General features: G+C 41.2%; 28 protein-coding genes and 1 pseudogene. 25 read left to right on the forward strand and 4 right to left on the reverse strand.

Annotation, left to right across the window (positions count from 1 at the left end):
• Nucleotides 1-378: 378 nt before the first annotated feature.
• From BA70_RS20930 to BA70_RS01630, 4 genes and pseudogenes are all read left to right on the forward strand, one after another.
• Nucleotides 379-1,209, forward strand: a pseudogene (locus BA70_RS20930) (HAMP domain-containing protein); the annotation flags it as partial.
• Nucleotides 1,201-2,148: a methyl-accepting chemotaxis protein gene (locus tag BA70_RS20935; RefSeq protein WP_420834667.1), complete on the forward strand. Its 948-nt coding sequence runs from the start codon at nt 1,201-1,203 to the stop codon at nt 2,146-2,148. The pseudogene BA70_RS20930 and the gene BA70_RS20935, both read left to right, overlap by 9 nt.
• Nucleotides 2,149-2,313: 165 nt before the next feature.
• Entirely contained in the window at nt 2,314-4,302 is a 1,989-nt protein-coding gene (tlpB, locus tag BA70_RS21070) for a methyl-accepting chemotaxis protein (RefSeq protein ID WP_034317274.1), read from the forward strand.
• A gap of 90 nt (nt 4,303-4,392) precedes the next feature.
• Nucleotides 4,393-4,932 carry a type 1 glutamine amidotransferase domain-containing protein gene (locus BA70_RS01630; RefSeq protein ID WP_034317277.1) on the forward strand — a complete coding sequence of 180 codons (540 nt, stop codon included), beginning with the start codon at nt 4,393-4,395 and terminating at the stop codon, nt 4,930-4,932.
• A 62-nt stretch (nt 4,933-4,994) separates the two neighbouring features.
• Here BA70_RS01630 and BA70_RS01635 read toward each other — a convergent pair whose 3' ends face one another.
• On the reverse strand, nt 4,995-5,984 hold the full coding sequence (locus BA70_RS01635) for a Gfo/Idh/MocA family protein (protein ID WP_034317280.1): 990 nt from the start codon (nt 5,982-5,984) through the stop codon (nt 4,995-4,997).
• Nucleotides 5,985-6,185: 201 nt separating this feature from the next.
• Between BA70_RS01635 and BA70_RS01645 the strand changes: the two genes are divergently transcribed.
• The 4 genes from BA70_RS01645 to BA70_RS01660 all read left to right on the forward strand — a co-directional run bounded on the left by BA70_RS01645 (nt 6,186) and on the right by BA70_RS01660 (nt 9,389).
• Complete coding sequence (locus BA70_RS01645) at nt 6,186-6,575, forward strand: DoxX family protein (RefSeq protein ID WP_034317285.1); 390 nt, start codon at nt 6,186-6,188, stop codon at nt 6,573-6,575.
• 67 nt (nt 6,576-6,642) lie between these two features.
• Entirely contained in the window at nt 6,643-7,785 is a 1,143-nt protein-coding gene (locus tag BA70_RS01650; RefSeq protein ID WP_034317287.1) for an AI-2E family transporter, read from the forward strand.
• Between the two features lie 126 nt (nt 7,786-7,911).
• Complete coding sequence (locus BA70_RS01655; RefSeq protein WP_034317471.1) at nt 7,912-8,745, forward strand: undecaprenyl-diphosphate phosphatase; 834 nt, start codon at nt 7,912-7,914, stop codon at nt 8,743-8,745.
• 170 nt (nt 8,746-8,915) lie between these two features.
• The gene (locus BA70_RS01660) at nt 8,916-9,389 is read left to right on the forward strand and encodes a hypothetical protein (RefSeq protein ID WP_034317290.1); all 474 of its coding nucleotides are present in this window, start codon (nt 8,916-8,918) and stop codon (nt 9,387-9,389) included.
• 41 nt (nt 9,390-9,430) lie between these two features.
• Here the strand turns inward: BA70_RS01660 and bioB are convergent, their stop codons facing one another.
• From bioB to BA70_RS01675, 3 genes are all read right to left on the reverse strand, one after another.
• Nucleotides 9,431-10,426 carry a biotin synthase BioB gene (gene bioB, locus BA70_RS01665; protein WP_034317293.1) on the reverse strand — a complete coding sequence of 332 codons (996 nt, stop codon included), beginning with the start codon at nt 10,424-10,426 and terminating at the stop codon, nt 9,431-9,433.
• Between the two features lie 162 nt (nt 10,427-10,588).
• The gene (locus BA70_RS01670; RefSeq protein WP_034317296.1) at nt 10,589-10,939 is read right to left on the reverse strand and encodes a hypothetical protein; all 351 of its coding nucleotides are present in this window, start codon (nt 10,937-10,939) and stop codon (nt 10,589-10,591) included.
• A 242-nt stretch (nt 10,940-11,181) separates the two neighbouring features.
• Nucleotides 11,182-11,559 (reverse strand): helix-turn-helix domain-containing protein, encoded by a 378-nt coding sequence (locus tag BA70_RS01675; RefSeq protein ID WP_034317299.1) that lies wholly within the window; start codon nt 11,557-11,559, stop codon nt 11,182-11,184.
• Between the two features lie 159 nt (nt 11,560-11,718).
• Between BA70_RS01675 and BA70_RS01680 the strand changes: the two genes are divergently transcribed.
• The 17 genes from BA70_RS01680 (at nt 11,719) to BA70_RS01755 (ending at nt 22,542) form a co-directional block, all read left to right on the forward strand.
• Nucleotides 11,719-11,979, forward strand: a complete 261-nt coding sequence (locus tag BA70_RS01680) for a helix-turn-helix transcriptional regulator (RefSeq protein ID WP_034317302.1) — start codon at nt 11,719-11,721, stop codon at nt 11,977-11,979.
• Complete coding sequence (locus BA70_RS20250) at nt 11,976-12,128, forward strand: hypothetical protein (protein WP_167331418.1); 153 nt, start codon at nt 11,976-11,978, stop codon at nt 12,126-12,128. The genes BA70_RS01680 and BA70_RS20250 overlap by 4 nt, the downstream gene beginning before the upstream one ends.
• Nucleotides 12,103-12,297 (forward strand): hypothetical protein, encoded by a 195-nt coding sequence (locus BA70_RS01685; RefSeq protein ID WP_239646605.1) that lies wholly within the window; start codon nt 12,103-12,105, stop codon nt 12,295-12,297. The genes BA70_RS20250 and BA70_RS01685 overlap by 26 nt, the downstream gene beginning before the upstream one ends.
• Nucleotides 12,298-12,381: 84 nt before the next feature.
• Entirely contained in the window at nt 12,382-12,849 is a 468-nt protein-coding gene (locus tag BA70_RS01690) for a holliday junction resolvase (RefSeq protein ID WP_223251646.1), read from the forward strand.
• Nucleotide 12,850: 1 nt separating this feature from the next.
• Nucleotides 12,851-13,003, forward strand: a complete 153-nt coding sequence (locus BA70_RS01695; protein ID WP_373465696.1) for an XtrA/YqaO family protein — start codon at nt 12,851-12,853, stop codon at nt 13,001-13,003.
• 130 nt (nt 13,004-13,133) lie between these two features.
• On the forward strand, nt 13,134-13,652 hold the full coding sequence (locus BA70_RS01700) for a sigma-70 family RNA polymerase sigma factor (RefSeq protein WP_034317306.1): 519 nt from the start codon (nt 13,134-13,136) through the stop codon (nt 13,650-13,652).
• A gap of 152 nt (nt 13,653-13,804) precedes the next feature.
• Nucleotides 13,805-14,452, forward strand: a complete 648-nt coding sequence (gene terS, locus BA70_RS01705; protein WP_034317307.1) for a phage terminase small subunit — start codon at nt 13,805-13,807, stop codon at nt 14,450-14,452.
• A complete protein-coding gene (locus BA70_RS01710) occupies nt 14,449-15,762 on the forward strand; it encodes a PBSX family phage terminase large subunit (RefSeq protein WP_034317310.1) in 1,314 nt (437 codons plus the stop codon). Before terS ends, BA70_RS01710 begins: the two co-directional genes overlap by 4 nt.
• Nucleotides 15,759-17,216, forward strand: coding sequence for a phage portal protein (locus BA70_RS01715; RefSeq protein WP_034317313.1), 1,458 nt, complete (start codon nt 15,759-15,761; stop codon nt 17,214-17,216). The genes BA70_RS01710 and BA70_RS01715 overlap by 4 nt, the downstream gene beginning before the upstream one ends.
• Nucleotides 17,217-17,254: 38 nt before the next feature.
• Nucleotides 17,255-18,343, forward strand: a complete 1,089-nt coding sequence (locus tag BA70_RS01720; protein WP_034317316.1) for an XkdF-like putative serine protease domain-containing protein — start codon at nt 17,255-17,257, stop codon at nt 18,341-18,343.
• Nucleotides 18,344-18,365: 22 nt separating this feature from the next.
• The gene (locus BA70_RS01725; protein ID WP_034317319.1) at nt 18,366-19,289 is read left to right on the forward strand and encodes a phage major capsid protein; all 924 of its coding nucleotides are present in this window, start codon (nt 18,366-18,368) and stop codon (nt 19,287-19,289) included.
• A 13-nt stretch (nt 19,290-19,302) separates the two neighbouring features.
• On the forward strand, nt 19,303-19,686 hold the full coding sequence (gene yqbG, locus BA70_RS01730) for a protein YqbG (protein ID WP_034317322.1): 384 nt from the start codon (nt 19,303-19,305) through the stop codon (nt 19,684-19,686).
• The gene (locus BA70_RS01735) at nt 19,683-20,039 is read left to right on the forward strand and encodes a YqbH/XkdH family protein (RefSeq protein ID WP_034317325.1); all 357 of its coding nucleotides are present in this window, start codon (nt 19,683-19,685) and stop codon (nt 20,037-20,039) included. The genes yqbG and BA70_RS01735 overlap by 4 nt, the downstream gene beginning before the upstream one ends.
• A complete protein-coding gene (locus BA70_RS01740; RefSeq protein ID WP_034317327.1) occupies nt 20,036-20,533 on the forward strand; it encodes an HK97 gp10 family phage protein in 498 nt (165 codons plus the stop codon). Before BA70_RS01735 ends, BA70_RS01740 begins: the two co-directional genes overlap by 4 nt.
• A 4-nt stretch (nt 20,534-20,537) precedes the next feature.
• Nucleotides 20,538-20,993, forward strand: coding sequence for a phage tail terminator family protein (locus BA70_RS01745; protein WP_034317330.1), 456 nt, complete (start codon nt 20,538-20,540; stop codon nt 20,991-20,993).
• A complete protein-coding gene (locus BA70_RS01750) occupies nt 20,980-21,192 on the forward strand; it encodes a YqzN/YkzM domain-containing protein (RefSeq protein WP_034317333.1) in 213 nt (70 codons plus the stop codon). The genes BA70_RS01745 and BA70_RS01750 overlap by 14 nt, the downstream gene beginning before the upstream one ends.
• Nucleotides 21,193-21,195: 3 nt before the next feature.
• Nucleotides 21,196-22,542, forward strand: coding sequence for a phage tail sheath family protein (locus BA70_RS01755; RefSeq protein WP_034317335.1), 1,347 nt, complete (start codon nt 21,196-21,198; stop codon nt 22,540-22,542).

Genomic DNA, 22,542 nt, shown 5'->3' on the forward strand with positions numbered 1-22,542 from the left:
AATCTGAGAGCCTCCAGCTAGGAGGCTCTTTTTTTAATCGAATAAATCAAAAGAAATAGGTAATTATGCTTATTTTGGTTGAAAATTGAACATTAAACCTTGAAAAATAATTCATATTACCTAAGAATAGAGGAGAAAGACCACAAATCATAAACCAAAAGGAGTAGAGTAATGAAAAAAATCAACTTTTTTAAGCACTTGACGATGTCGAAGAAATTAATTACTGCATTCTTAGCGATTCTCCTAGTGCCAATTCTCGTATTGGCGGCATTTTCTTATGAAGTGGCATCCGATTCTCTCAATGATGAGATTATGTCTAGTGCTGCAAATGGTGTCAAACAATTAAACGAACTCATTAATAAAGATGTACAGCCTAAAATGGACATTGTGTCATACTTATCCAAATCGGTGAAAAAGAATGAATTGGCCTCTAAAAACAAAGATTTACTCAAGGTGAAATTAGAGCAACTATCGGAAACCGATGAAGATGTGGTGGAAGTATTTATTGCAGATCAAAATGGTAAACTAACGGAGTATTCCGAGATCCATAGAGGCAGTGCAAAGAGCGCAAAAAATGAACCATGGTTTCAACAATCGATGGAAGATGAGAAACTCATCATTTCAGATCCTTTTGTCGATAAGTCATCAGATGACCTGCTCATCACAATATCAGAGCAATTGGCAGATGGTTCTGGTGTGATCGGGGTCAATATGCGATTGAACACTATCGTGAAAGATACAAACAGCATCAAAATTGGCCAAGAAGGCTATGCCTTTGTCTCCACGTCAGATAAGCGTTATATTGCCCATAAAACGGACAAGGCTGGGACAAAATTGACAGGTGATTTCACCGTAAAGTTGTATGACAAAAAAGAAGGCAGTTTTGAATATGAATACAACGGACAGCCGAAGCAAATGTTTTTTGACACAAATGAAGCGACAGGCTGGAAGGTTGCCGGGACGATGTATGTCAACGAAGTGAAGGAAGCCGCACAGCCAGTGCTCGACTTAACAATGATCATACTTGCAGCTGCAATTGTCGTAGGCGGAATCGCGATTTATTTTATTATTAAATCGATTCGAAAACCACTAATAGAGCTCTCTGAATCGGCTGAGAAAATCAGTCAAGGAGATCTTACCCAGCATATTGAGGTGCGTACTCACGATGAAATCGGCAAGCTTGCGCAGAGCTTTAATGATATGTCAGCAAAGCTGAAACAAGTCATTCAAGCCGTCCAGAATTCAATTGAAAATGTGGCTGCCTCATCTGAAGAATTGACGGCCAGTGCGGGACAGACAGCTCAAGCGACTGAGCATATTACATCATCTATTGAACAATTCTCAAACAGCACTGAACATCAAAATGATATGATCGAAAAAAGTTCAGTCCAGCTCAACGAAATGGATCGCAGCTTATCGCATATGGTCGACACCACCTCTCATATGATGGATTCGTCGATTGAATCGAGCAAAACCGCTCAGGCTGGTGGAGCACTTGTTCAAAAAACAGCAAGTCAAATGCAGACGATTGAGCAGGCAGTGAAAGAAGCAGAGCTTGTCATTGCAGGCTTAGAGCAGAAATCAAAGGACATTACAAACATTCTAGGTGTCATCAACGGCATCGCAGACCAGACGAACCTTCTTGCCTTAAATGCAGCGATAGAAGCTGCACGAGCAGGTGAGGCAGGAAGAGGCTTCTCTGTTGTCGCAGAAGAAGTTCGCAAGCTGGCAGAGCAATCAGGAAGCTCTTCAAAAGAAATTGAAAGCCTGACGAACGAGATTGTAGAGGAAATTGAAAAATCACAGAAAATGTTTAAACAAGTAGCGGGAGAAGTTCAATCTGGATTAAACATTACAGATGAAACGAAAGTGAGTTTTGAGAAAATTACCCATAAAACATCTGAAATGACCGAACAAATGAAACAAATGAACGGATCAGCCAAAGAGCTTTCGCATGGCTCGAACGATATTTCACATGCGGTCAATCAAATCAAAGAGCTTTCAAGAGAAAGCTCCGCAGGCTTCCAAGATATTGCGGCTTCTGCAGAAGAACAGCTAGCATCAATGGAAGAAATCAGCTCATCCTCCGCCACTTTATCACAGATGGCAGAAGAACTAAGAGAGCTCATTAAACAATTTAAAATGTAAGAGATATAGTGAAACACCTGACGTTTTGGCGTCAGGTGTTTTTCTATTCCTTGCACATAATTTGGTTATTTTGGACTTATTTAGACTTTAATAAGTTAAAAAAGTAAATAACCTAGTAGTACTTCCGATATATATACTATCTTACTAAAAGGAGTTTTCTTTTTTATGAAATTCATACAGTATTTCAGAAAGCCATCTATATCAAAAAAGCTCGTATTCTCTTTCTTATTTATTCTCTTATGCCCAATCATTGTATTGGCATACTCTTCATATCATACTGCAAGCACCTCCTTAAATGATCAAATCTTGCAAAGCTCAAAGGAAAATGTAGAGCAGCTAGATAAAAATATTACGAAGGTTGTGAAAGTGAAAACAGACGCAGCCGATTTCTTTAGTCAATGGATCACAGAGAAAAAACTCAAGCAAAAAGGAACAATTGATATTCAAGAACGCTTTGAGCAGTTCATGAGCATGAATGATGACACAGAAGGTATTCTTGTCGCTTCAAGTGATGGCAAAGTGTTTTCAAGATATCCTAATAAAAAAATGCCTGCTGACTATGTCGCAACTGAGCGAGATTGGTATAAAGATGGCTGGGCGAAAAATGGTGAGTTGTCTGTTTCAGCTCCGTACCCAACCGCATCAACCGGTACTTTTGTTGTGACTATTTCTAAAAAACTAGATGACGGATCAGGTGTCATCGCGATGAACCTAGACATTGCGAATCTAGTGAAAGAGTCCAATAGTATTAACATTGGTAAACAAGGCTATGCCTTTATCGGAAGCCCTGATCGTACCTTTGTTGCCCATCCAACGAAAAAAGCTGGGTCAAAATTATCTGGTGAGTGGTTAGAAAAACTCTATTCACAAGATAAAGGATCTATGAGTTATATGTTTGAAGGAAAAGAAAAGCAAATGGAGTTTACCACAAACAAAGCGACAGGCTGGAAGATTGTCGGTACAATGTTTGTAAGTGAAGTAAAAGAAGCTGCGCAGCCAGTCTTTAACATGGCCACTATTATTTTAGCGGGAGCCCTCATCATTGGCGGTATTCTCATCTTCTTTATCATCCGTTCAATTACAAAACCACTTTCCACGCTAGTCTCATCTTCGAAGAAGATCAGCGAGGGAGATTTGACAGAAAAAATTGAAGTCAGGTCACAAGATGAAATTGGACAGCTTGGCACAAGCTTTAATGAAATGAGTGAGTCACTAAGAGATGTCATTCAAGCCGTACAAACATCTGTTGAAAACGTGGCATCATCTTCTGAGGAACTGACGGCAAGTGCAGGTCAAACAACCAAAGCAACAGAGCATATTACATCTTCGATTGAAACATTCTCGAACGGTAACGAAAATCAAAGTGAAATGGTCGAGCAAAGTGCAAACCATTTGAAACAAATGAACGAAGGTCTAAATGAGGTTGCTCAAACCTCTGATGTGATCACAGCCTCATCTGTCCAATCAAAGACAGTAGCAGAAACAGGCGGACAGCTAGTTGAGCAAACAGTTGGTCAAATGAAAACAATCGATCATTCAGTGAAAGAGGCTGAAGGTGTGATCAACGGCCTAGAGCATAAATCAAAAGATATCACAAATATCCTAGGTGTGATTAACGGCATTGCAGATCAAACGAATTTACTCGCACTTAATGCAGCTATTGAAGCAGCACGTGCAGGCGAGTCAGGCAGAGGCTTCTCTGTTGTGGCAGAAGAAGTACGTAAACTAGCGGTTCAATCATCAGATTCAGCAAAAGAGATTGAAAAGCTCGTGAAAGAAATTGTATCTGAAATTCAAACATCTCAAAATATGTTCAAATCGGTGAATGAAGAAGTGAAAAATGGTCTTTCTATTACAGATCAAACAAAAGAAAGCTTCTCACAAATTAACCAGCAAACAGCGGAAATCGCAACAAGAATTAATGAAATGAATACAACGGTACGCGAACTTTCAAAAGGATCTGAGCAAATTTCTCGAGCAGTCAATGACATTGCAGATGTATCGAGAGAGAGTTCAGCAAGCATCCAAGATATCGCGGCATCTGCTGAAGAGCAGCTTGCTTCTATGGAAGAGATTAGTTCTTCTTCTACGACTCTTTCCCAAATGGCGGAAGAACTGCGTGATTTAATTAAAAAATTCAAGATCAATGAATAATTGAAAGTGGTTCTCCTCAAGGGGAACCGCTTTTCTTTTTAAGAGACGATCTCGTACAATAGAGGAAGTCGAAAGAAAAGGAGAGATGTTATGCGTTTATCAGATAAGAAGGTCATTGCGTTTGTCAGTGATGATTTTGAAGATTTAGAGCTATGGTATCCGGTTCTACGTTTAAGAGAGGAGGGCGCAACTGTCCATCTCGTAGGAGAAAAAGCAGATCATGAGTACATCGGCAAGTATGGTGTGCCTGCCGTATCCGATGCAGATTTTTATTCCATTCAAGCTGACGATTATGATGCTGTGCTCGTCCCAGGTGGATGGGCGCCTGATAAACTGCGCCGATATCCAGAAGTATTAGACATCGTCCGTACGTTTGATGCAAAAGGTAAACCAATCGGACAAATTTGTCATGCCGGCTGGGTGCTCATTTCAGCAGGCATCCTGCAAGGCAAAAAAGTAACGAGCACACCTGGTATTAAAGATGATATGACGAATGCTGGAGCGAATTGGTTTGATGAAGCAGTTGTCACAGATGGTCATCTCGTTTCAAGCAGACGTCCACCGGACCTTCCGCCATATGTGAAAGCATTTGCGGATGTATTAGCAGCAAAATCATTTGATTCACACTGAAAAGAAGACAAAGGGCGAAAATGATTTTCATTTTCGCCCTTTGTTCATCATCTCATGCCCCATTAAGTGTGCCTGTCGGCAGGATACGTAATGCCCATTTGCCTTCTCGCCTCGTCCATGACTGACATGGTTTGAACAGATAAGGCAAATGTATTGACCGGAGACTGTCCCTTTTCTTGCTGAATACACTCAATAAAATGATTAATTTCATAATACATGGCTGGCTGACCATCTTTGAGAGAGATGTCGGTTTGATGTCCATGACGATCATGGATCGTGATACGAGAAGGACGGTGGAATTGATCAATGACCATCGTGGCATCTTCTCCTTGAATTTCAGCAGATAAATGGGACGTTGAGATTTTCGAATGAAAAAGAAGTGCTTGATGCCCGTCATACTGTAAAAGTAATGAGCCGCTCCCATCCACGCCAGAAGAAAGCTTATAACCTCTCGCTGTGATTTGATTGGGCAGGCCAAATAAATAAATGGCTGGAAAGACGAGATACACACCGATATCCATTAAAGAGCCATTAGATAATTCCGGCTTAAAGGCGTTTGGAATCTCACCGTCTCGGTAGGCGTCGTATCTTGAGGAATATTTGCAGTAATGGGCGATCACTTGCCGAATAGGACCTAGTTGATTAAGGTGTTGTTTGATTTGAAGAAAGTTTGGTAGAAATGTTGTTTTCATTGCTTCCATTAAACAAACTTGATGTTTTTTCGCTATGGCAATCATCTGTTCAGCTTCTTTTCGATGGGAGGCTAATGGCTTTTCGCATAAAACATGCTTTTGATGCTCCATCATCAACATGGCTTGCTCTTTGTGAAGGGCGTTTGGGCTTGCAATATATACAGCATCAAATGTATCACTTGCCGCCATCTGCTGTAAGTTGGTAAAGACCGTATCAATACCGTATTTTTCGGCAAATGCCTGTCCTTTTTCAGCGGACCGTGAATAGACGGCCGTGCATGTAAAATCCGCAATTCCTTCACCGGCCTGTAAGAACCGATCTGTAATCCAGTTCGTTCCGATGACAGCAAATCGAATCATGTCATTCCCTCCTCCTGCTTTTCTCTGATTATACATGCTTTGAAAGCGTTTGTATGAAAGAATATTCTTTTTATTGAAAAGCGGATGAAACCTTTATCTAGGCTAATGCGTCTTACATAAAGGATATAAATGTACGAAAAGTGGGTAGTTTCTTCCTTCATTCGGGTAATACTCAGAAAGAAGGGAGAGGAGGAAACGAACATGAAGCGCATCCTGCATATAGGAAGTACATACGTCTTTGCGCTTTTATTCATAGCAGCTGGTGTTTTTCATGTGATAGAGCCGGGCGGCTTTGCTCGCATGATGACTGGCTGGCCATTTCCTTATGTGATGGTCTATGCTACTGCATGCTTGGAATGGCTGCTGGCAGTTCTACTGCTTCTGCCAAGTGTCAGGATCGCAGCAGCAAAAGGGATCGCTGTCTATCTGGTGCTTATTTTCCCAGCAAACCTCTTTGCGGCGCGAGAGGGGATTCCATTTCCAGGTCAAGAGAGCACAGAACGAGCCGTGCTATGGATGAGGCTCATTGGACAACCGATTCTGATTTTATGGGCTATGTCCATTGCGAAATTGGAAAAAAAGCTAAAATAATGATGACCATATCATGATCAAGTAGTGTACAATTTACTAATAAATAGCCCGTGTTTGGAGGAACAATATGAATTCTATGCAAATGTGGAGCAGTCGATTTAGAAAATTTTTTCTTGATAACAAGTTTGTTCTCTTTTTACTCATCCTGCTATTAATAGGATTAAATATCCTTGTTTTCATGAAAACATCTTTTATTTTCACACCGCTCATTGTACTCGTCAAAACCATTGCCTTACCGATTATTTTAACGGGGGTTGTGTATTATTTATTAAATCCGGTTGTCAACTTGTTAGAAAGGTTTAAAGTCAAGCGGATCTATTCGATTTTGCTTTTATATCTTGTCATTATTGGCGTGATTACAGTGACCATTGTGTCCATTATTCCTTTTTTACAAGCACAAACCATGAGTCTGTTTCATAACCTTCCGAAATACGTCGATACGGTAGAAGATCAAATTAGACAATTAACAGGCAGTAACTTCATTAATCAAGTGCAAAAGACGATGAACTTTAATGTGTCTGAATTAGCCAGTAAAGCGTCAAGCCAAGCGACAAGTCTTTTGGAAAGCACCTTCACTGGTGTAGGGACATTTTTAGGTGCGCTGACTGAAATCATCATCTCGATTGTCACAGTCCCATTCATTCTATTTTACCTATTAAAAGACGGCAAAAAATTGCCTGATTATTTCCTTAAATTTATTCCGAATAATCTAAGAGAGCATACACATATCGTGCTGCATGAAATGAATCATCGCCTTAGCTCATATATTCTCGGACAGATCATTGTCAGCTTCTGTATCGGTATTCTTCTCTTAATTGGATACATGATCATCGGGTTAGACTATGCCTTACTGCTGGCCCTCATTGCCTCATGTACAAGTGTCGTTCCTTATTTGGGCCCAACGATTGCCATTACACCAGCGATTGTGATTGCCCTTGTCACGTCACCAATTATGCTGTTGAAATTGATCATTGTTTGGACGGTTGTCCAGCTGATTGAAGGGAAATTCATTTCTCCGCAGGTTATGGGGAAAAACCTTCATATCCATCCGGTTACCATCATTTTTGTTCTTTTAACAGCCGGTAAACTGTTCAGCGTGATCGGCATCATTGTCGCTATTCCGACGTACGCCGTTCTGAAAGTTATCACGACCCACTTATTTGATTGGTTCAAAATGCGATCCAATCTGTATAAAGAAGAAAAGGTTTGATGTCATAATCTTTTTTGAAAAAAATATAGTATCATAAAGACGAGCTTTCGAAATAGAAAGCTTGTCTTTATGTGGACATAGATGTTTGGCCTGTTCAAAAGATCAGAATTGAAAGGAAAGAAAATCATGAATGTATGGGATTTATTCGTGGCACTGGTTTTAGGAATTGTCGAAGGATTAACAGAGTATGCACCTGTCTCTTCGACAGGACACATGATCATTGTCGATGATCTTTGGTTAAAGTCAAAGGACATCATTACGCCAGAGGCGGCAAACACATTTAAAGTCGTGATTCAGTTAGGCTCTATTTTAGCTGTAATGATCGTGTTCAAAGATCGTATTTTGAACTTGTTAGGCTTAAAGAAAAATATCACAGAAGAACAAAAGCGCAGCGGACATAAGCTGACCATTGCTCAAATTGCTGTTGGACTCGTCCCAGCCGTCATTTTAGGATTCTTATTTGAAGATTATATTGATAAATACTTGTTTGACGTCAGAACGGTCGCTGTCGGTTTGATTTTAGGGGCAGTGCTGATGCTTGTCGCTGACTGGATCAATAAACGTAAAACAGAAACAAGCTCTGTGGATAACATGACGTACAGACAGGCACTTTATATCGGGCTGTTTCAATGTTTAGCATTATGGCCTGGCTTCTCGCGTTCAGGTTCTACCATCGCAGGTGGTGTTATTCTTGGCTTGAATCACCGAGCTGCGGCTGACTTTACGTTTATCATGGCGATGCCGATTATGGCGGGGGCAAGTTTATTAACACTTGTGAAGAACGCGGAATATTTAACAACAGATATGCTTCCATTCTTTATCGTCGGCTTTGTGAGTGCGTTTATTGTGGCTCTCTTTGTTGTTCGATTCTTCCTAAAACTGATCAATAAAATCAAACTGGTGCCTTTTGCGATATACCGAATTATCCTAGGTCTGATTTTATTTATCCTGTTTATGTAATGATGTAAACTACTCTTTTAAAAGAGTAGTTTTTTGTTATTCCACCCCTTTTAAACAGTAAAAACCCCCTCTTAATTGGTAGAAAATGAAGTTTTTTCTTAAATTAGTGTTTAATAGACAAATGAAGGGGTAGTACATAAACATACCAATTAAAGGAGGAGTTAGAAATAATGAAAAAAACAAGCAAATTTTTTGTCAGTTCTGTGATTGCCACTTCAATGGTTGCTGTCCCTCTATCTCTTACGACTTTTGGTCAAAAAGCTGAAGCAGCTGCGACAACAGGTGTTGATGGAAGTGTCTCTATTGATCCAGTAGCCATTGCTGATAAAATTGAACAAGCAGTAAAATCATCGCAAAATCGTGATGGGTTTGTAAAAAATGCAGCTTACAGTGCATTCTATGAAGCAGGTCAAAACTATAATGTGGTTGTTCAAAACTTAAGCCAAGACCATGACTTTAGCGGACTGAATAATGTTGTCTACTATGATAGTGTTGAATATGACGGTATTACGTTTGGTATTTGGGTATTTGAAGATGGCACGTTCGTCAACAATGGTGACGGCGGCTATATTAACTGGACCTTTGTTGGCAGCTTTGACCGTGAAGAAGGGAGCGGTACTGTCAATTTCCATAAAAGATTCTAATCTCATCGTCAAAAGTCTGCCGATCCATCGGCAGACTTTTTTTATAATGCACATTCTTCTATCTCAAAACCTAAATCCTCAATGATGTGATGATCGGTTTGGACTTGCTGGCCTTTTGTTGTTAAATAATCGCCTACAAAAATGGAATTCGCCGCATAAAGTGCGAGCGGCTGGAGCGTCCGCAAATTAAACTCCCTGCCTCCAGATACTCGAATTTCCTTTGTTGGATTGATGAATCTCATCAGTGCCAAAACCTTCAACGCTTTGATCGGGTGTGTCCGTTCTTGATGTTCAAGTGGCGTTCCCTTGATGGCATGAAGAAAGTTGACGGGGATTGAATCTGCATCAAGTGCTCTGAGCGCAAAAGCCATTTCAACAATTTGCTGATTGGTTTCGCCCATTCCAATAATGACACCTGAACAAGGTGACATACCTGACTGTTTGACCTGCTCAATGGTCGACACGCGGTCATCATATGTATGAGTCGTCGTAATTCGAGTGTGATGATCATGATGTGTATTGATATTGTGATTATACCGATGAACACCCGCTTCCTTCAGCCGCTTCGCTTTGTCTTCATTTAATAATCCAAGACAGGCACACACCTTCAAAGGCATGGTCTCAGTGATCTCCTTTACTGCTGCAGTCACCTCATCTAATTCCCGGTGAGAAGGTGCTCTCCCGCTTGCCACAATACAATAAGTCCCCGCTTTTCTCTTGAGCGCCTCACGCGCGCCAGCCACAATCGTTTTCTGATCAAGCATTGTATATCTTTCAACCGGTGCTGTTGAAATGATCGACTGTGAACAATAACCACAGTTTTCAGGACAATATCCGCTTTTTGCATTAAAAATCATATTCAACTTCACCTTTTTTTGAAAAAAATGAAATCGCACTTGATAGGCTGCATGCATAATAGATAACAATTCTCCATCATCTGCTTCAAGTATGTTTAGACCCTCTTGCATGGTGATCGGTTCATTTTTCATCGCCTGCTCCGCTATTGCTTCCCAAGACAAAGACGTTTGTTTTCCCATCATAAGCCCCTCTCAATATGTAAACTTATTTTTATTAAAAGTTAACATATTGAATAGGCATTGGCAAGCTGTGGATAAATGACATAAGAGAATCTACATTCAAAAACACCAAAAGGCGATGTACAGGAAGTCATCGCCTTTTGGTATGTAAAGATAAATTGCTTATCGAACAGTAATATAGTTAATCACAAGCTCACCTTGGGAATTATAGTAGGAAACTGTCACAGAACCGCGTTGTACGGCACGAATCCAAGTGAAATTCGGAGCAGTTTGATCTAATTGAATCGCATACGTTGCGCCTGACACAGAAATTTGGCTTGCTGGAAGAGAGACAGCAATCGAAGAACCTACAGTAAGCGTACGGTTCACAGTAATCACTTTATTCATAATAGGAGCTTTTGCTATGACTGGTTCTTTTGGCTGTGCAGCTGCATGAGCACCTTCAGTTTGGAAGAACGTAAGAGCACCTAAAGTAGCTAAAGATAATGTACAAGCTTTCATTAATTTTTTCATCGGTAACACTCCTTTTTTTGGTATATACATATATTAATAATAATAGAAATATATGTCAATTAAAATATGTGGAAAAAAGAGTATTTATGGTGAAAATTGTCACATATTATGTGAAGAAAGACAAGGAAACAAAAAAATGCATGATGTTTTATTCATATGTCATTTTCTTTTTTAGGGGAAAAAGAGGCATAAAAAAAGCTGGGCGCATACCCAGCAACGTAAAGCTTTATGAAAAGAGATCATCAATCGTCGTCTCGCTGTTTTGGCTGACGGCCTTTTAGCTTCTCTTTTTCTCTAATGTAGTTAATAAAATCGATGGTTTGTCTTCGTGCTTCTTCGGAAAAATCGGAGGCAGCTTTAAACGCAATTTGCAAATCAGGATCGTCTGCAAGGTCGTCATCAGTTCCGCTTTTGTCTTTACCTGTGAGGAGATAATCCGTTGAGACTCCGTATAGCTCGGCGATTTTCACAATCATTTCACCGTCGGGTTTTCTCAATCCATATTCCCAGTTTGCATAGGTAGACATCGCCTTCAATCCGAGCTTTTTAGCAACGGTTGACTTACTCCATCCATGCTTCTCTCTTAATTCAGTTAAAATCTTTCCAGTCAAATTATCCATTGGAAACACCTTTTTTCATATTATGTGTAAATTTTATCATGAATTACACGGAAAAGATAAAAAAATACACAAAAAGAATAAAAATATGATTGACTTACTCGTTTCGTGTATATTATCATAATGAATATAACTTACACATAATGAGTAAGAGGTGGAAAGATGAAACTTGAAAAATTACGAGAAGAACGAATATTACAAGGAAAAACACAAACTTATATGGCGAAAAAACTTGGATATAAGTACACGAGTGGCTATGCGAATATAGAAATGGGCCGAACGAAGCCTAGCTTAGAAATGGCAAAGCATATTGCAGATCTGTTAAATATCGGTGTCCAAGAGCTTTTTTTTGCTCAAAAGTTACACAAAAAGAGTAACTTTCTAGAGAGATCGTGTTTAGAAAAGGGGAGACGAACAGAATGAATATTGAGCATCCGATGGTGACTCAGATGAATGACTTTGGATACCCAAAAAGTTACTGGTCATATGAGATGAAACGATGTGGCTATCAAGCAGAGGGAGAAGAAAGTCAGGAGGGACATGACGATGATCAGACATCAGTTGACGTTTGATGCCCGCAAAGAAGCGCAGCTTTGTTTAGTACAAGCTGGCGGCTGGATCACCTTTCATCATAAGGAACCAATCTTTGTTTTCTCCACGGCAGAAGAGAAGCAGACATACATGACCCTTATGGCAGACAAAGCCACTGATGCAAATAAGGAGGGGGTCAGAGCGACATGAATCGATTGAAGCAAATCATGACATTCATGAAATGCTTGCTCAAAGCGAGTAAAAATGAACAAGACATCCGCCAGTGGGCGAAGGATGACGGAAGAGCGTAACATGGTCATTCATTTTATCATTGAGACAGAGCACTTGTTAACAAAAGAGACGTTCATGAAAAGAATCCGAGCTGCGGCAAAAGCACAATGCCCGCAAAAAATAAAAGGCGCACTTTCACTGGAGATACGTTTATTTCACCACATGCCGCTTGACATAGCTGATTGCCAAACCAATCGTTCATACGCAGAAAAAGGTTTAATACGCCCGGTGCACGTCAGCATCTTTCAGCCAAGTCTACAACATATTCAAGAAGCACTTCGCTCCATTGCCGACGAAGTCCCTCTACAGATTGTGGATTTAAGAGTTTCTCAGTTTTATAGTATGCGCCCAAGAGTTGAAATCATTTTAAATACTGTAGATGACGGCATGAGGTCATCACTAAAAAGGAGACAAGCATATGAACGAACCAAAACAACTATTGATTCAAGAAAATCAGACATTTGTTGGTGAAATGGAGAAAGGAAAGATTCAAGTCATTGTGTTAGATGGAAATGTAGGAACGGCCTATATGATGGATGTACCTGAGCATGGAAAAACCATTATTCAAACGGCAAAAGGGCATTTTGCAAGAGTAGATCACGAAATTGGTTTTAAAATCAGCTAGCTTATTAAACAAATCAAAAAACATAATACGTCCAAGACGGAAAGCCTGCGGACACTGATCACGACCCTGCTAAAAGGGGACTGATTGGTGTCCGTTTTTTATTTTCATAAAAAAAAGGGAGAGAGCAAATATGCAAGATTTACTGATCGAATACAAACGAGCGTTAAAGGATGCTAGAAAAAGATATGAACCATATAGAGAAAAAGAAGACAAACAGCTGTCAGTTCAAGACAAGCATGATAAAAAAATGATTGCCAGTATGGTCAGCGATCTAGAATACGTGGTGGAATGGCTTCAAATCGGAAGAGAGCCAGGCGCGCGCAGAGGATTAGACAGACGTTCTGTTTATCAGCGCACCATTCTTGCCAATCCAGAAGTACTAGAGGCTTTATCACATGAATATACCCTCATTCAAGAAAAAGAAAGAGAAGTCAGTGAGAGGGATAAGAAACGAATTGATGAAGCTTTAGCCGTTTTAACAGATCGAGAGAAGGACGTCTTCTTTATGCACACCACACAAGGATTATCATTTAGCGAGATTGCGATCATGCTAGATGTGAAAAAAGGAACTGTCCAAAAACATATGGAGAGAGCTCGGACAAAGATGTCCAAGAAAGTACAAGAACGCCTATTCGAAGCAGCTGAATAGGCGTTTTTTCTTTTACAAAATAAATGGAGCAACACTTGTCTTACAGTTGCCACCTATAGTTAGAAAGACCAAACGGATGTTTGCTAGCCCTACACAAATGATTCCTTCGCAGGAAATCGTTCGAATTAAAAGGAGGCGGCAGGTGAATGTAAATGAAAGATAAACGGATAGAAGCCAAGCAAGATTATATGAAAGGGATGACGTACCAGCAAATTGCTGATCATTACAATGTCTCGATCCATACCGTGAAATCATGGAAAAGACGATACGGATGGCAAAGGCAAAAAGGTTCGTCAAAGCAGGCGCACTCGATCTTCAATCAATTTCTTTCGGATGAAACGATTGAAATCATGGAGAAAATGGGTGGGCGCACATCACTTGATATCATCTGGGACCAAATTCAAATTCAATACGCAGCCATTATTCGCGCGCAGCGAATCATGTATGTTGAAGATCAAGCTGACATGATCAAAGAGCTGAAAAAGGCGGCATACATGCCTTCTTCATTAGAGGAAGAAACGATAGAAGGTATTCAGCCAGAACGAGATATCACGGCTGAAGAATTCTCATTTCAATTTTCATGGGATCGACAGGCCACGTTTTTAAATGCCCAATCTCGTGCAATGGGTGAACTCAGACGTCTCATTAAACAGTTCGAAGAGCTCGCTCACGCGAAGGATGAAAGAAGATTGAGGCTGAAGCAAATTGAACTGACGATCGAAAAAACAAAAAAAGCCGTGCGTGAAGAAAAAGAGGAAGATCTTCACATCATGATCAAGCGAAAAGAGGATAACTCATGACGTCATTGATTGAAAAAGAAGTCAATCCTCACTTTGAACATTTTCTATTCGATTGGAATCAAAAGTTTCAATTTTTAGTAGGCGGCTATGGCTCCTCCAAAAGCTACCACATTGCTTTAAAACTGATCTTAAAGCTACTTGAGGAAAAGCGGACAGCCCTTGTCATCCGAGAGGTGTATGATACGCACAGGGAGTCGACATTTTCTCTATTACAAGAGATCGTCAGCGACCTTGGCATTGATCATGTGGTGAAGTGCCGCAGTTCGCCACTTGCACTGACATTTCGAAACGGCAGCAGCATCTTATTTAAAGGGCTCGACAAGCCTGAGAAATTGAAGTCGATCAACAATATCTCGATCATTTGGATTGAGGAGTGTTCAGAGGTCTCTTATGAAGGCTTCAAAGAGCTGCTGGGAAGGCTGAGGCATCCAGTATTACCTCTTTATATGATGTTATCGACCAATCCTGTTGGTCAGGATAATTGGACGTACAGACATTTCTTTCGAGATGAACAGCTGAAGCGATTTGTTCTTGATGACGAGACATTATACAAAAAGCGAACCGTTGTCATCAAGGATACGTACTATCATCACTCGACGGCAGAAGATAACCTATTTTTGCCTAAAAGCTATGTGAAGCAGCTGGATGAGCTGAAAGAATACGACCCGGACCTTTATCGAATTGCGAGGAAGGGGTTTTTTGGGATCAATGGTACAAAGGTTTTTCCTCAATTTGAGGTCAGAAGCCATTCTGACGTAGTAGAAGCGATTCAGCAGATTGAAAGACCGCTGAAACGAGCAGGCATGGATTTTGGTTTTGTTGAATCGTACAATGCGCTCATTCGATTAGCCGTCGATCATGAAAAAAAGTACTTATATATTTATTGGGAATATTACGACCGCGGAAAAACAGATGATGAAACAGCCGTTGATCTGAGAGAGTTTGTAGAATCAAAGGAACTTATTAAAGCAGACGCAGCAGAGCCTAAAACCATTCACTATTTTCGGCAGCGTGGATTTCAAATGGTGGCTGCACATAAGTTTCAAGGCTCACGCTTGCAATATACAAAAAAGATCAAACGGTTTAAGAAAATCATTTGTTCCGATGCTTGCCCGTATACAATCTATGAACTTCAATCACTGACCTACAAGGCAGATAAGGACGGACGCCTAGAAGAAGATGAATTTCAAATCGACCCGCACACATTATCAGCCATCTGGTATGCGCTGGATGATTATGAAGTGACGGATTTGAAACAGACCGCTTTGGAGCGTGTCCGTCCAAACAGAGAGAGGAGGTCCATACAATGAAACAATTGAAAGCCACGATTATGAAGGCAAACATGTCTGATCACACAAAACAAATGTATGCAGATGAATTTTCCTACGAAAAAGATGACATTGTACCCCCGCCCTACAATATCAATGAATTAAAAAGCATGGCAGAATACTCGACCATTCTTCAGCAATGTATTGATGCTTATAAAACAAACATTTTAGGCTTTGGTTTTGGGGTGGAATATGCCTTTGACTTTAATGCAGAAGGTGTGAAACCGGCAAAAAAGAAGACCGCAGAGAAGGAATGGACAAGACTTGAAGAGTTTACGAAATACTTGAACTATGATGAGTCGGCCGATGTGATTCTTGGCTATGTCCTCGAAGACCGAGAGAAAACGGGCAATGGTTTTTTAGAGGTGCTTCGAGATGGACAAGGGAAGCCGGCAGGAATCGAGTATTTAGATACACTCCATATCCGCATTTGCAAGCTGAGTGAGCCAGTCGATGTCGAATTCCGATACACAGAAAACGGCGAATTGAAGACGATGAATCGAAAGAAACGATTTCGTAAATATGTACAGGTGATCAATGAAAAGAAAGTCTTTTTCAAGGAGTATGGTGATCCGCGCATATTAAATTATGAAACAGGCAAATACGATGACACCACGCCAGAGCCGCTTCAAGCAACAGAAGTGATCCATTTTAAAATCGGCAGTGGAACGTATGGGATTCCCCGATGGATTGGCAATATCGTGAATATGTACGGAGCGCGCAAAGCAGAAGAACTGAACTATCTTTATTTTAAGCAAGGACGGCATGTACCTGGTGCCATTATTGTTGAAAATGGAATGCTGTCAGAGTCGTCCTATCAGCAGCTTCAAGATTATATGGACGATATTGAAGGATCTGATCATGCGCATAAATTTTTATTGCTTGAAGTAGAAGGTCTTCCAACGGAAAAAGGGTTAACAGGTGAAGAAGATGTATCAAATGTCAAAGTGAACTTTAAATCCCTGGCAGAGATATTGCAAGAAGATGCGCTCTTTTTAGAATACGATGAAAAAACTAGGAATAAAATCCGCTCCGCTTTTCGCCTGCCGCCTATTTACACAGGTGAGTCTCAAGACTATAACAAAGCCACAGCAGATACTGCGCGTAAAACAACAGAGGAGCAGGTATTTCAGCCTGAGCGGCATCTCATTACAGGGAAACTCAATACCCTTTTCCTGCCGGACCTTGATATATGGCATGTCCGCTTTCTATTAAATGGACCTGATTTTAGAGATCCATTAGAGATCGCCAAGGTTCTGACGCCATTTATTCAGGCTGGGGCAGTGTCACCAAATGATTTGCGAGATCTGGCGGGACGCATTCTTGGGAAAACGTTAGAGGAATGGCCAGAGGAGCTCTATCACCGGCCCTTAGAAAGCCGCATAAAAACAACTGAAGAACAGCCTCAATCAGAGCCGAACCAGCTGGAGAAATAAACAGAAGGACGTGAGCTTTTTTGAAAGGGGGTGAACATATGCCAAGAGAATTAAAAAACGCAAAAATTACGCATGTTTCCTATGTGGACAGGGCAGCAAACCAAAAGAAATTCTTTTTAATGAAAGCAAAGAAGAGGCAGCCTGACTTTCAAAAGGAAGTCAGTGTGCTCACGAAGGCAGAAGATGCTCATCGCCTAGTGTATGGGGTCGTGTATGAACCGAATACACCAGATGCACACCAAGACTTTATGTCAGCAAAGGAAATTGAACGAGCGGCTCATGGATTTATGAAGGATGCCCGTCACATTGACAAACAGCATGATTTTCAAGATGGTGTTGGCGAAGTCGTTGAATCATACATTGCCCCGGCGGATTTTGAAGTAGGCGGGGAATTGATTCGAAAAGGGTCTTGGGTGCTTGTGACAAAAGCTTCACAAGATATTTGGGATCAAATTCAGCAAGGCCACATTACAGGCTACTCAATGGCTGGGACGGCGGACATCGTGGCAATAGAAGAACAAGATCAGCTCCTGTCCCAGGGCACGAATGAGAGGGGGCTTTTTTCTTTGCTGAAAAATTTCTTTTTGAAAGAGGAAGGTGCAAACATGTCACAACAATTTTGGAGCGCTTTAGACCATCTGCTGGAAACCTTACAGTCGAGTGATGGTGATGAGTCTAGCGTAAGAGCTGCGCTTGAACAATTGATTCCAATTGTGCAGGACGTTTTGAAGACAGATGATGTGCTTCAAACGGTTGGCGAAAGACCAGCATCCGTTCAAAAGCAAGATGCCGCTTTGACGACGGACCAAGTACGAGAGCTCGAAAAAGCAAAAATGGCAATTGAGAACGTCTTACAGCAGGCTGAACATCAGGATACAGATCAAGCAGGGGAAGAACCTGTCCAAAAAGTGCTCGAGCAAGTGGTTGCACCGATTCGTCATCAGCTTTCTTCATTAGAGAAATCAGCCAGCAGAGAAAAGTTAGCGATGCAGCAAGTGCTTCAGCAGCAGCTTTTGCCTATTTCAGAGCGGATTCACATGCTTGAAAAAGCGCGGGGCATTTCAAAACAAACAATCCACGATACACAAAACGACAGTACAAAGCCCATTTGGGATGGCTTACTATAAGCCAAAATAAGGAGGAAACAGTGTGAGAAATCAAGAGTTGATTCGAAAGGCCGAAATGACACTTGCTAGCTTAAAAACCGGCGGTCTCATGAACGCAACCCAATCCAATACATTCATTAGAATGATGCAAAACACACCAACCGTTTTAAATGATGCACGCATCATTCCGATGGAAAGTGATTCACAAAAAATCGAAAAAATCGGCTTTGGCCAGCGTATTTTGCGTCCAGCAGAAGAAGGAAAAGCGCTTGATGCAAAAGACCGTGTTGTCCCAGCGACAAGCACTGTCCAGCTCAATGCAAAAGAGGTCATTGCAGAGATTCACATGACCTACGACAGCATTGAAAACAATATTGAAAAAGACGGGATTCAGCAGACGATTATGCAAATGCTGGCGGAACGAGCGGCGGTAGATATTGAAGAGCTCATCGTCAATGGTGATACAACATCATCAGATCCGTTTTTAGCTCAAATGGATGGCGTAAGAAAACAGGCAGTATCTCATATTGTGGATGCAAATGGAGTAGAAATTAGCCGTCAAATGTTCAAACAAGCCTATAAAGCGATGCCATCAAAATATTTACGTGTTCCTCAGGATTTTCGTTTCTATACATCTCCAAGTTTAGAGGTCGAGTGGAAGGATCAAGTAGCAAACCGTCAGACAGGCTTGGGAGATGCAGCAATTCAAGGCGGACTTTCCTCCGCATTTGGTGTTCCTGTCAAAGGTCTTGCCAATATGCAGCCATATGACGAAGAGGGAACAGACGTATCAGATATTTTACTGACACACCCTAAAAACATTATCGTAGGTTTTTCTCGCAATATTCGTATTGAAGTAGAAAAAGATATTCGCAGCCGTAAGTTTATTATTGTCCTGACAGCGAAGCTAGACAGTAAATTTGAGGAAGAGGATGCTGTAGCAAAAGTGATGAAAGTGAAAGAGTAGGTGACGGCAGGCCATGATTATTTCTGCTGAAGAAGTACAAGCCTATTCTGTATTTGATCGTGTGAAAAATCGATCTGTAGAGAGACTGACAGCAGATATCATCGAAGCAGAAGCTGCAGTATTTCAGATCGTAGGTCACGATTTCACAAGTGAAAAATATCAGCCCCTCCCTGAAAAAGCAAGAATCGCATTATTAAAAATGGCCCAGTATTTTGCCATGCTGAATGATGATGAATCTATGGTGAAAGGCTTTACGTCAGAAAAAATGGGCGATTATTCATATGCGAAGGCAGCTGATCAAGTCAAAGGCAGACCTCATGTATATGCCTTGCTTGTCGATTACATTGAACCATCGCTCACTGGCGGCAGTGCAAAATTAAAGGTGAGATCATTATGAGTTATCAATCTCTATTAACGGATCGCTGTGATCTTTATCACCTTGAACGCGAGGAGGCGGCCCGGGGTAAATTTGGGATTCCAGCTGGGGATTTGCAAATAACACTTTCCTATTCTGATACTCCGAGTTTGAGAGATGTCTCTTGCTATGTCATAGAAAAAAGTCAGTCACTCGTGCAAGAAGAACCGAAGACAGTGATTTATCAATCCTATCTTGTCCATTTTCCTTTAGCAAGTGATATTCGCTTGCATGACAAGATGGTGTGGAATGGGGTCTCGCTTAAATTACAGCAGCCCAAAATAGTGAAAAATCATCACATTGAAGTGATGGCAGTCAGGAAGGAAAATCTATGAAAATTGATGGACTTGATCGGCTGCTTTCACAGCTACATACGGCATGTGATGGCGGCTTAAAGGCAGAATATCAAGATTGGTTGCAGGAGATGGGCTTGCAGCTTTTAGACATCATTCAGGATGAATTAATCAAGGAGAATGCGGTCGATACAGGCCGGCTTCTAAGCTCCTTTAGGCAAGGTGATAAGGAGAATCATTTTCTCATCTCACGAGGCGGTCTCACGCTTGAAGTGGGGACGCAGCTTGATTATGCCTCATACGTCAATGACGGACATGCCACTTCTTCAAATGGAGAGCGAAGATGGGTGCCTGGCAGATGGGCTGGTGGCCGCTTTGAATATGATCCGAATGCAAGTACAGGGATGATGCTTGCATCTCAATGGATTGACGGAAATGGCTACTGGGACCATGCTGTCATGCTCTATGAGCAAATGTTTGAACATTCGCTAGATCGGAAGCTTCAAAGCTGGATCGATCGACATTTTGGGAGGTGATTGAATGAATCAAGAAGTCGGGGCAATCATGCATTATATCTACACACACTTTCCTGTCACAATGTATGATCGCCTTCTGCCAGAGCGCTTTCAAGTTCCGTCTGTGTACGTGCCGCCAGTGACAGTCATCAGCGGTCCAGATACGGTCTCTACCTTTATGAAATCTTATTCGCTGCAAGTGAAAGTGTTTCATATCGATACAGAAAAAGCGCATGATGCGGCAGAAACAGTCGTCGATGCATTGCTTGCTGATCGTCAAATCATTCAGATGATGAGCGAAGATGGAGAGGTGCTTGATGATTATGTCCGCATAAAAAGAGTGGAAACAAGAATCATAGATCAAGGCGTAGCAGCGATTGTCCTGACGTGGGATAGCAGCTATTGGTACAACCGAGACAAACAGCCAAGCCTTGAAAATATCAACTTTTCAGATGGGGTGATCAAACGTGAGCAAGACTAAAAAAGCACAGCTCGATCAAACAGCTGGCGAAGAAAAAGAATTTGGCTTTTCATTTGAAGCCTTAAAAGAGCACAGTAAGGATCTTTTTGGGGTAAAACCAGAAATCCTTGAAGGTGCTCTTTTTTATATCAAACATCAACCAATTACAAAAACAGAAGCAAAGAAGCATATTGATGCTTTTTTGTCCAAGGAGGTTTAAAGGATGAACGGAGGCACTTTTACACCAGGTACAGAGAAAAAGCGTCCTGGTATTTACTTTAATTTTAAAACAACAGCAGAGCAGCGAATTACTTTAGGCGATCGAGGTACGGTGGCACTTCCTCTTGTGATGAGCTGGGGAGAACCAAAAACCTTTATTTCCATTTCCAATATGGAAGATTTAAATAAAAAGGTTGGACTTAACATTGATGATAAGTCACTCCTTCTTTTCCGTGAAGCAAAGAAAAAAGCACAAACGGTCTTGCTTTACCGCTTAAATGAAGGAGAACCAGCCAAAGCCGAAATCGCAGAAAACTTTGTCGTCACAGCGAACTATGGTGGCCAAAAAGGAAACGAGATCACTGTACAAGTCGCAGAAAATGTACTTGATAGCACAAAGCGCGACGTTATCACCTATCTTGGAACAGATATTGTCGATAAGCAGATTGTCACTGATGTCAAAGATCTTGTGAAAAACAAATATGTTCAATTTTCTGGTGAAGGTGAAGCGGTCATCACAGCTGGTGTGGCACTAAGCGGTGGGAAAAATGGTGTGGCAAGTGTCGCAGATTACACAGCTTTCCTAGAAGCAGCCGAAACAGAATACTTTGATGTCATTGCTCTTCCTGTCGATAATAGCGAGCAATTAAAAGCAACCTTCTCCTCATTTATTGAGCGGTTACGTGATAAGCAAGGACGTAAAGTGCAAGGGGTTGTCGCCAATTATGCAGCTGACCAAGAGGGGATCATCAATGTCACAAGCGGTGTTGTTCTAGAAGACGGAACAGAACTGACGCCTGCTCAAACAACAGCATGGGTCGCAGGTGCAAGTGCAGGAGCGAACTTTAATCAGTCACTGACCTTTGTTGAATACGAAGGAGCAGTCGATACATTAGAACGTCTTGACAATGATCAAGTCGAATACCGATTATCACAAGGGGAGTTCCTTTTCACCTTTGATGCGAGAGATCGTACTGTGAGTGTTGAAAAAGATATTAACTCTTTGACAAGTTTTACAGTTGAAAAGAACCAGCAAATGGCGAAAAACAAAATCATTCGTGTGCTTGATGCGATCAACAATGATTTAACGTTTGAATTGAAAAATTTGATTAAATTACGTAAAGCCAATGGCAACGACATTCCAGCATCAGATGATGGTGTGCAGCTTGTGAAAACACTCATTACGCAGTATCTCACACAGCTTCAAGATGGCAGCGGCATTACAGGCTTTAACTCAGAAACAGATATCGTGATTGGTCTCAATGAAGATCGTGATGGATTTATGATTGATTTAGCGGTTCAACCAGTAGATGCAGCAGAAAAATTCTATTTCAATGTGGAGGTGAAGTAA

It is taken from the genome of Bacillus zhangzhouensis, assembly GCF_000715205.1.
In the GTDB taxonomy this organism is placed as follows: Bacteria; Bacillota; Bacilli; order Bacillales; family Bacillaceae; genus Bacillus; species Bacillus zhangzhouensis.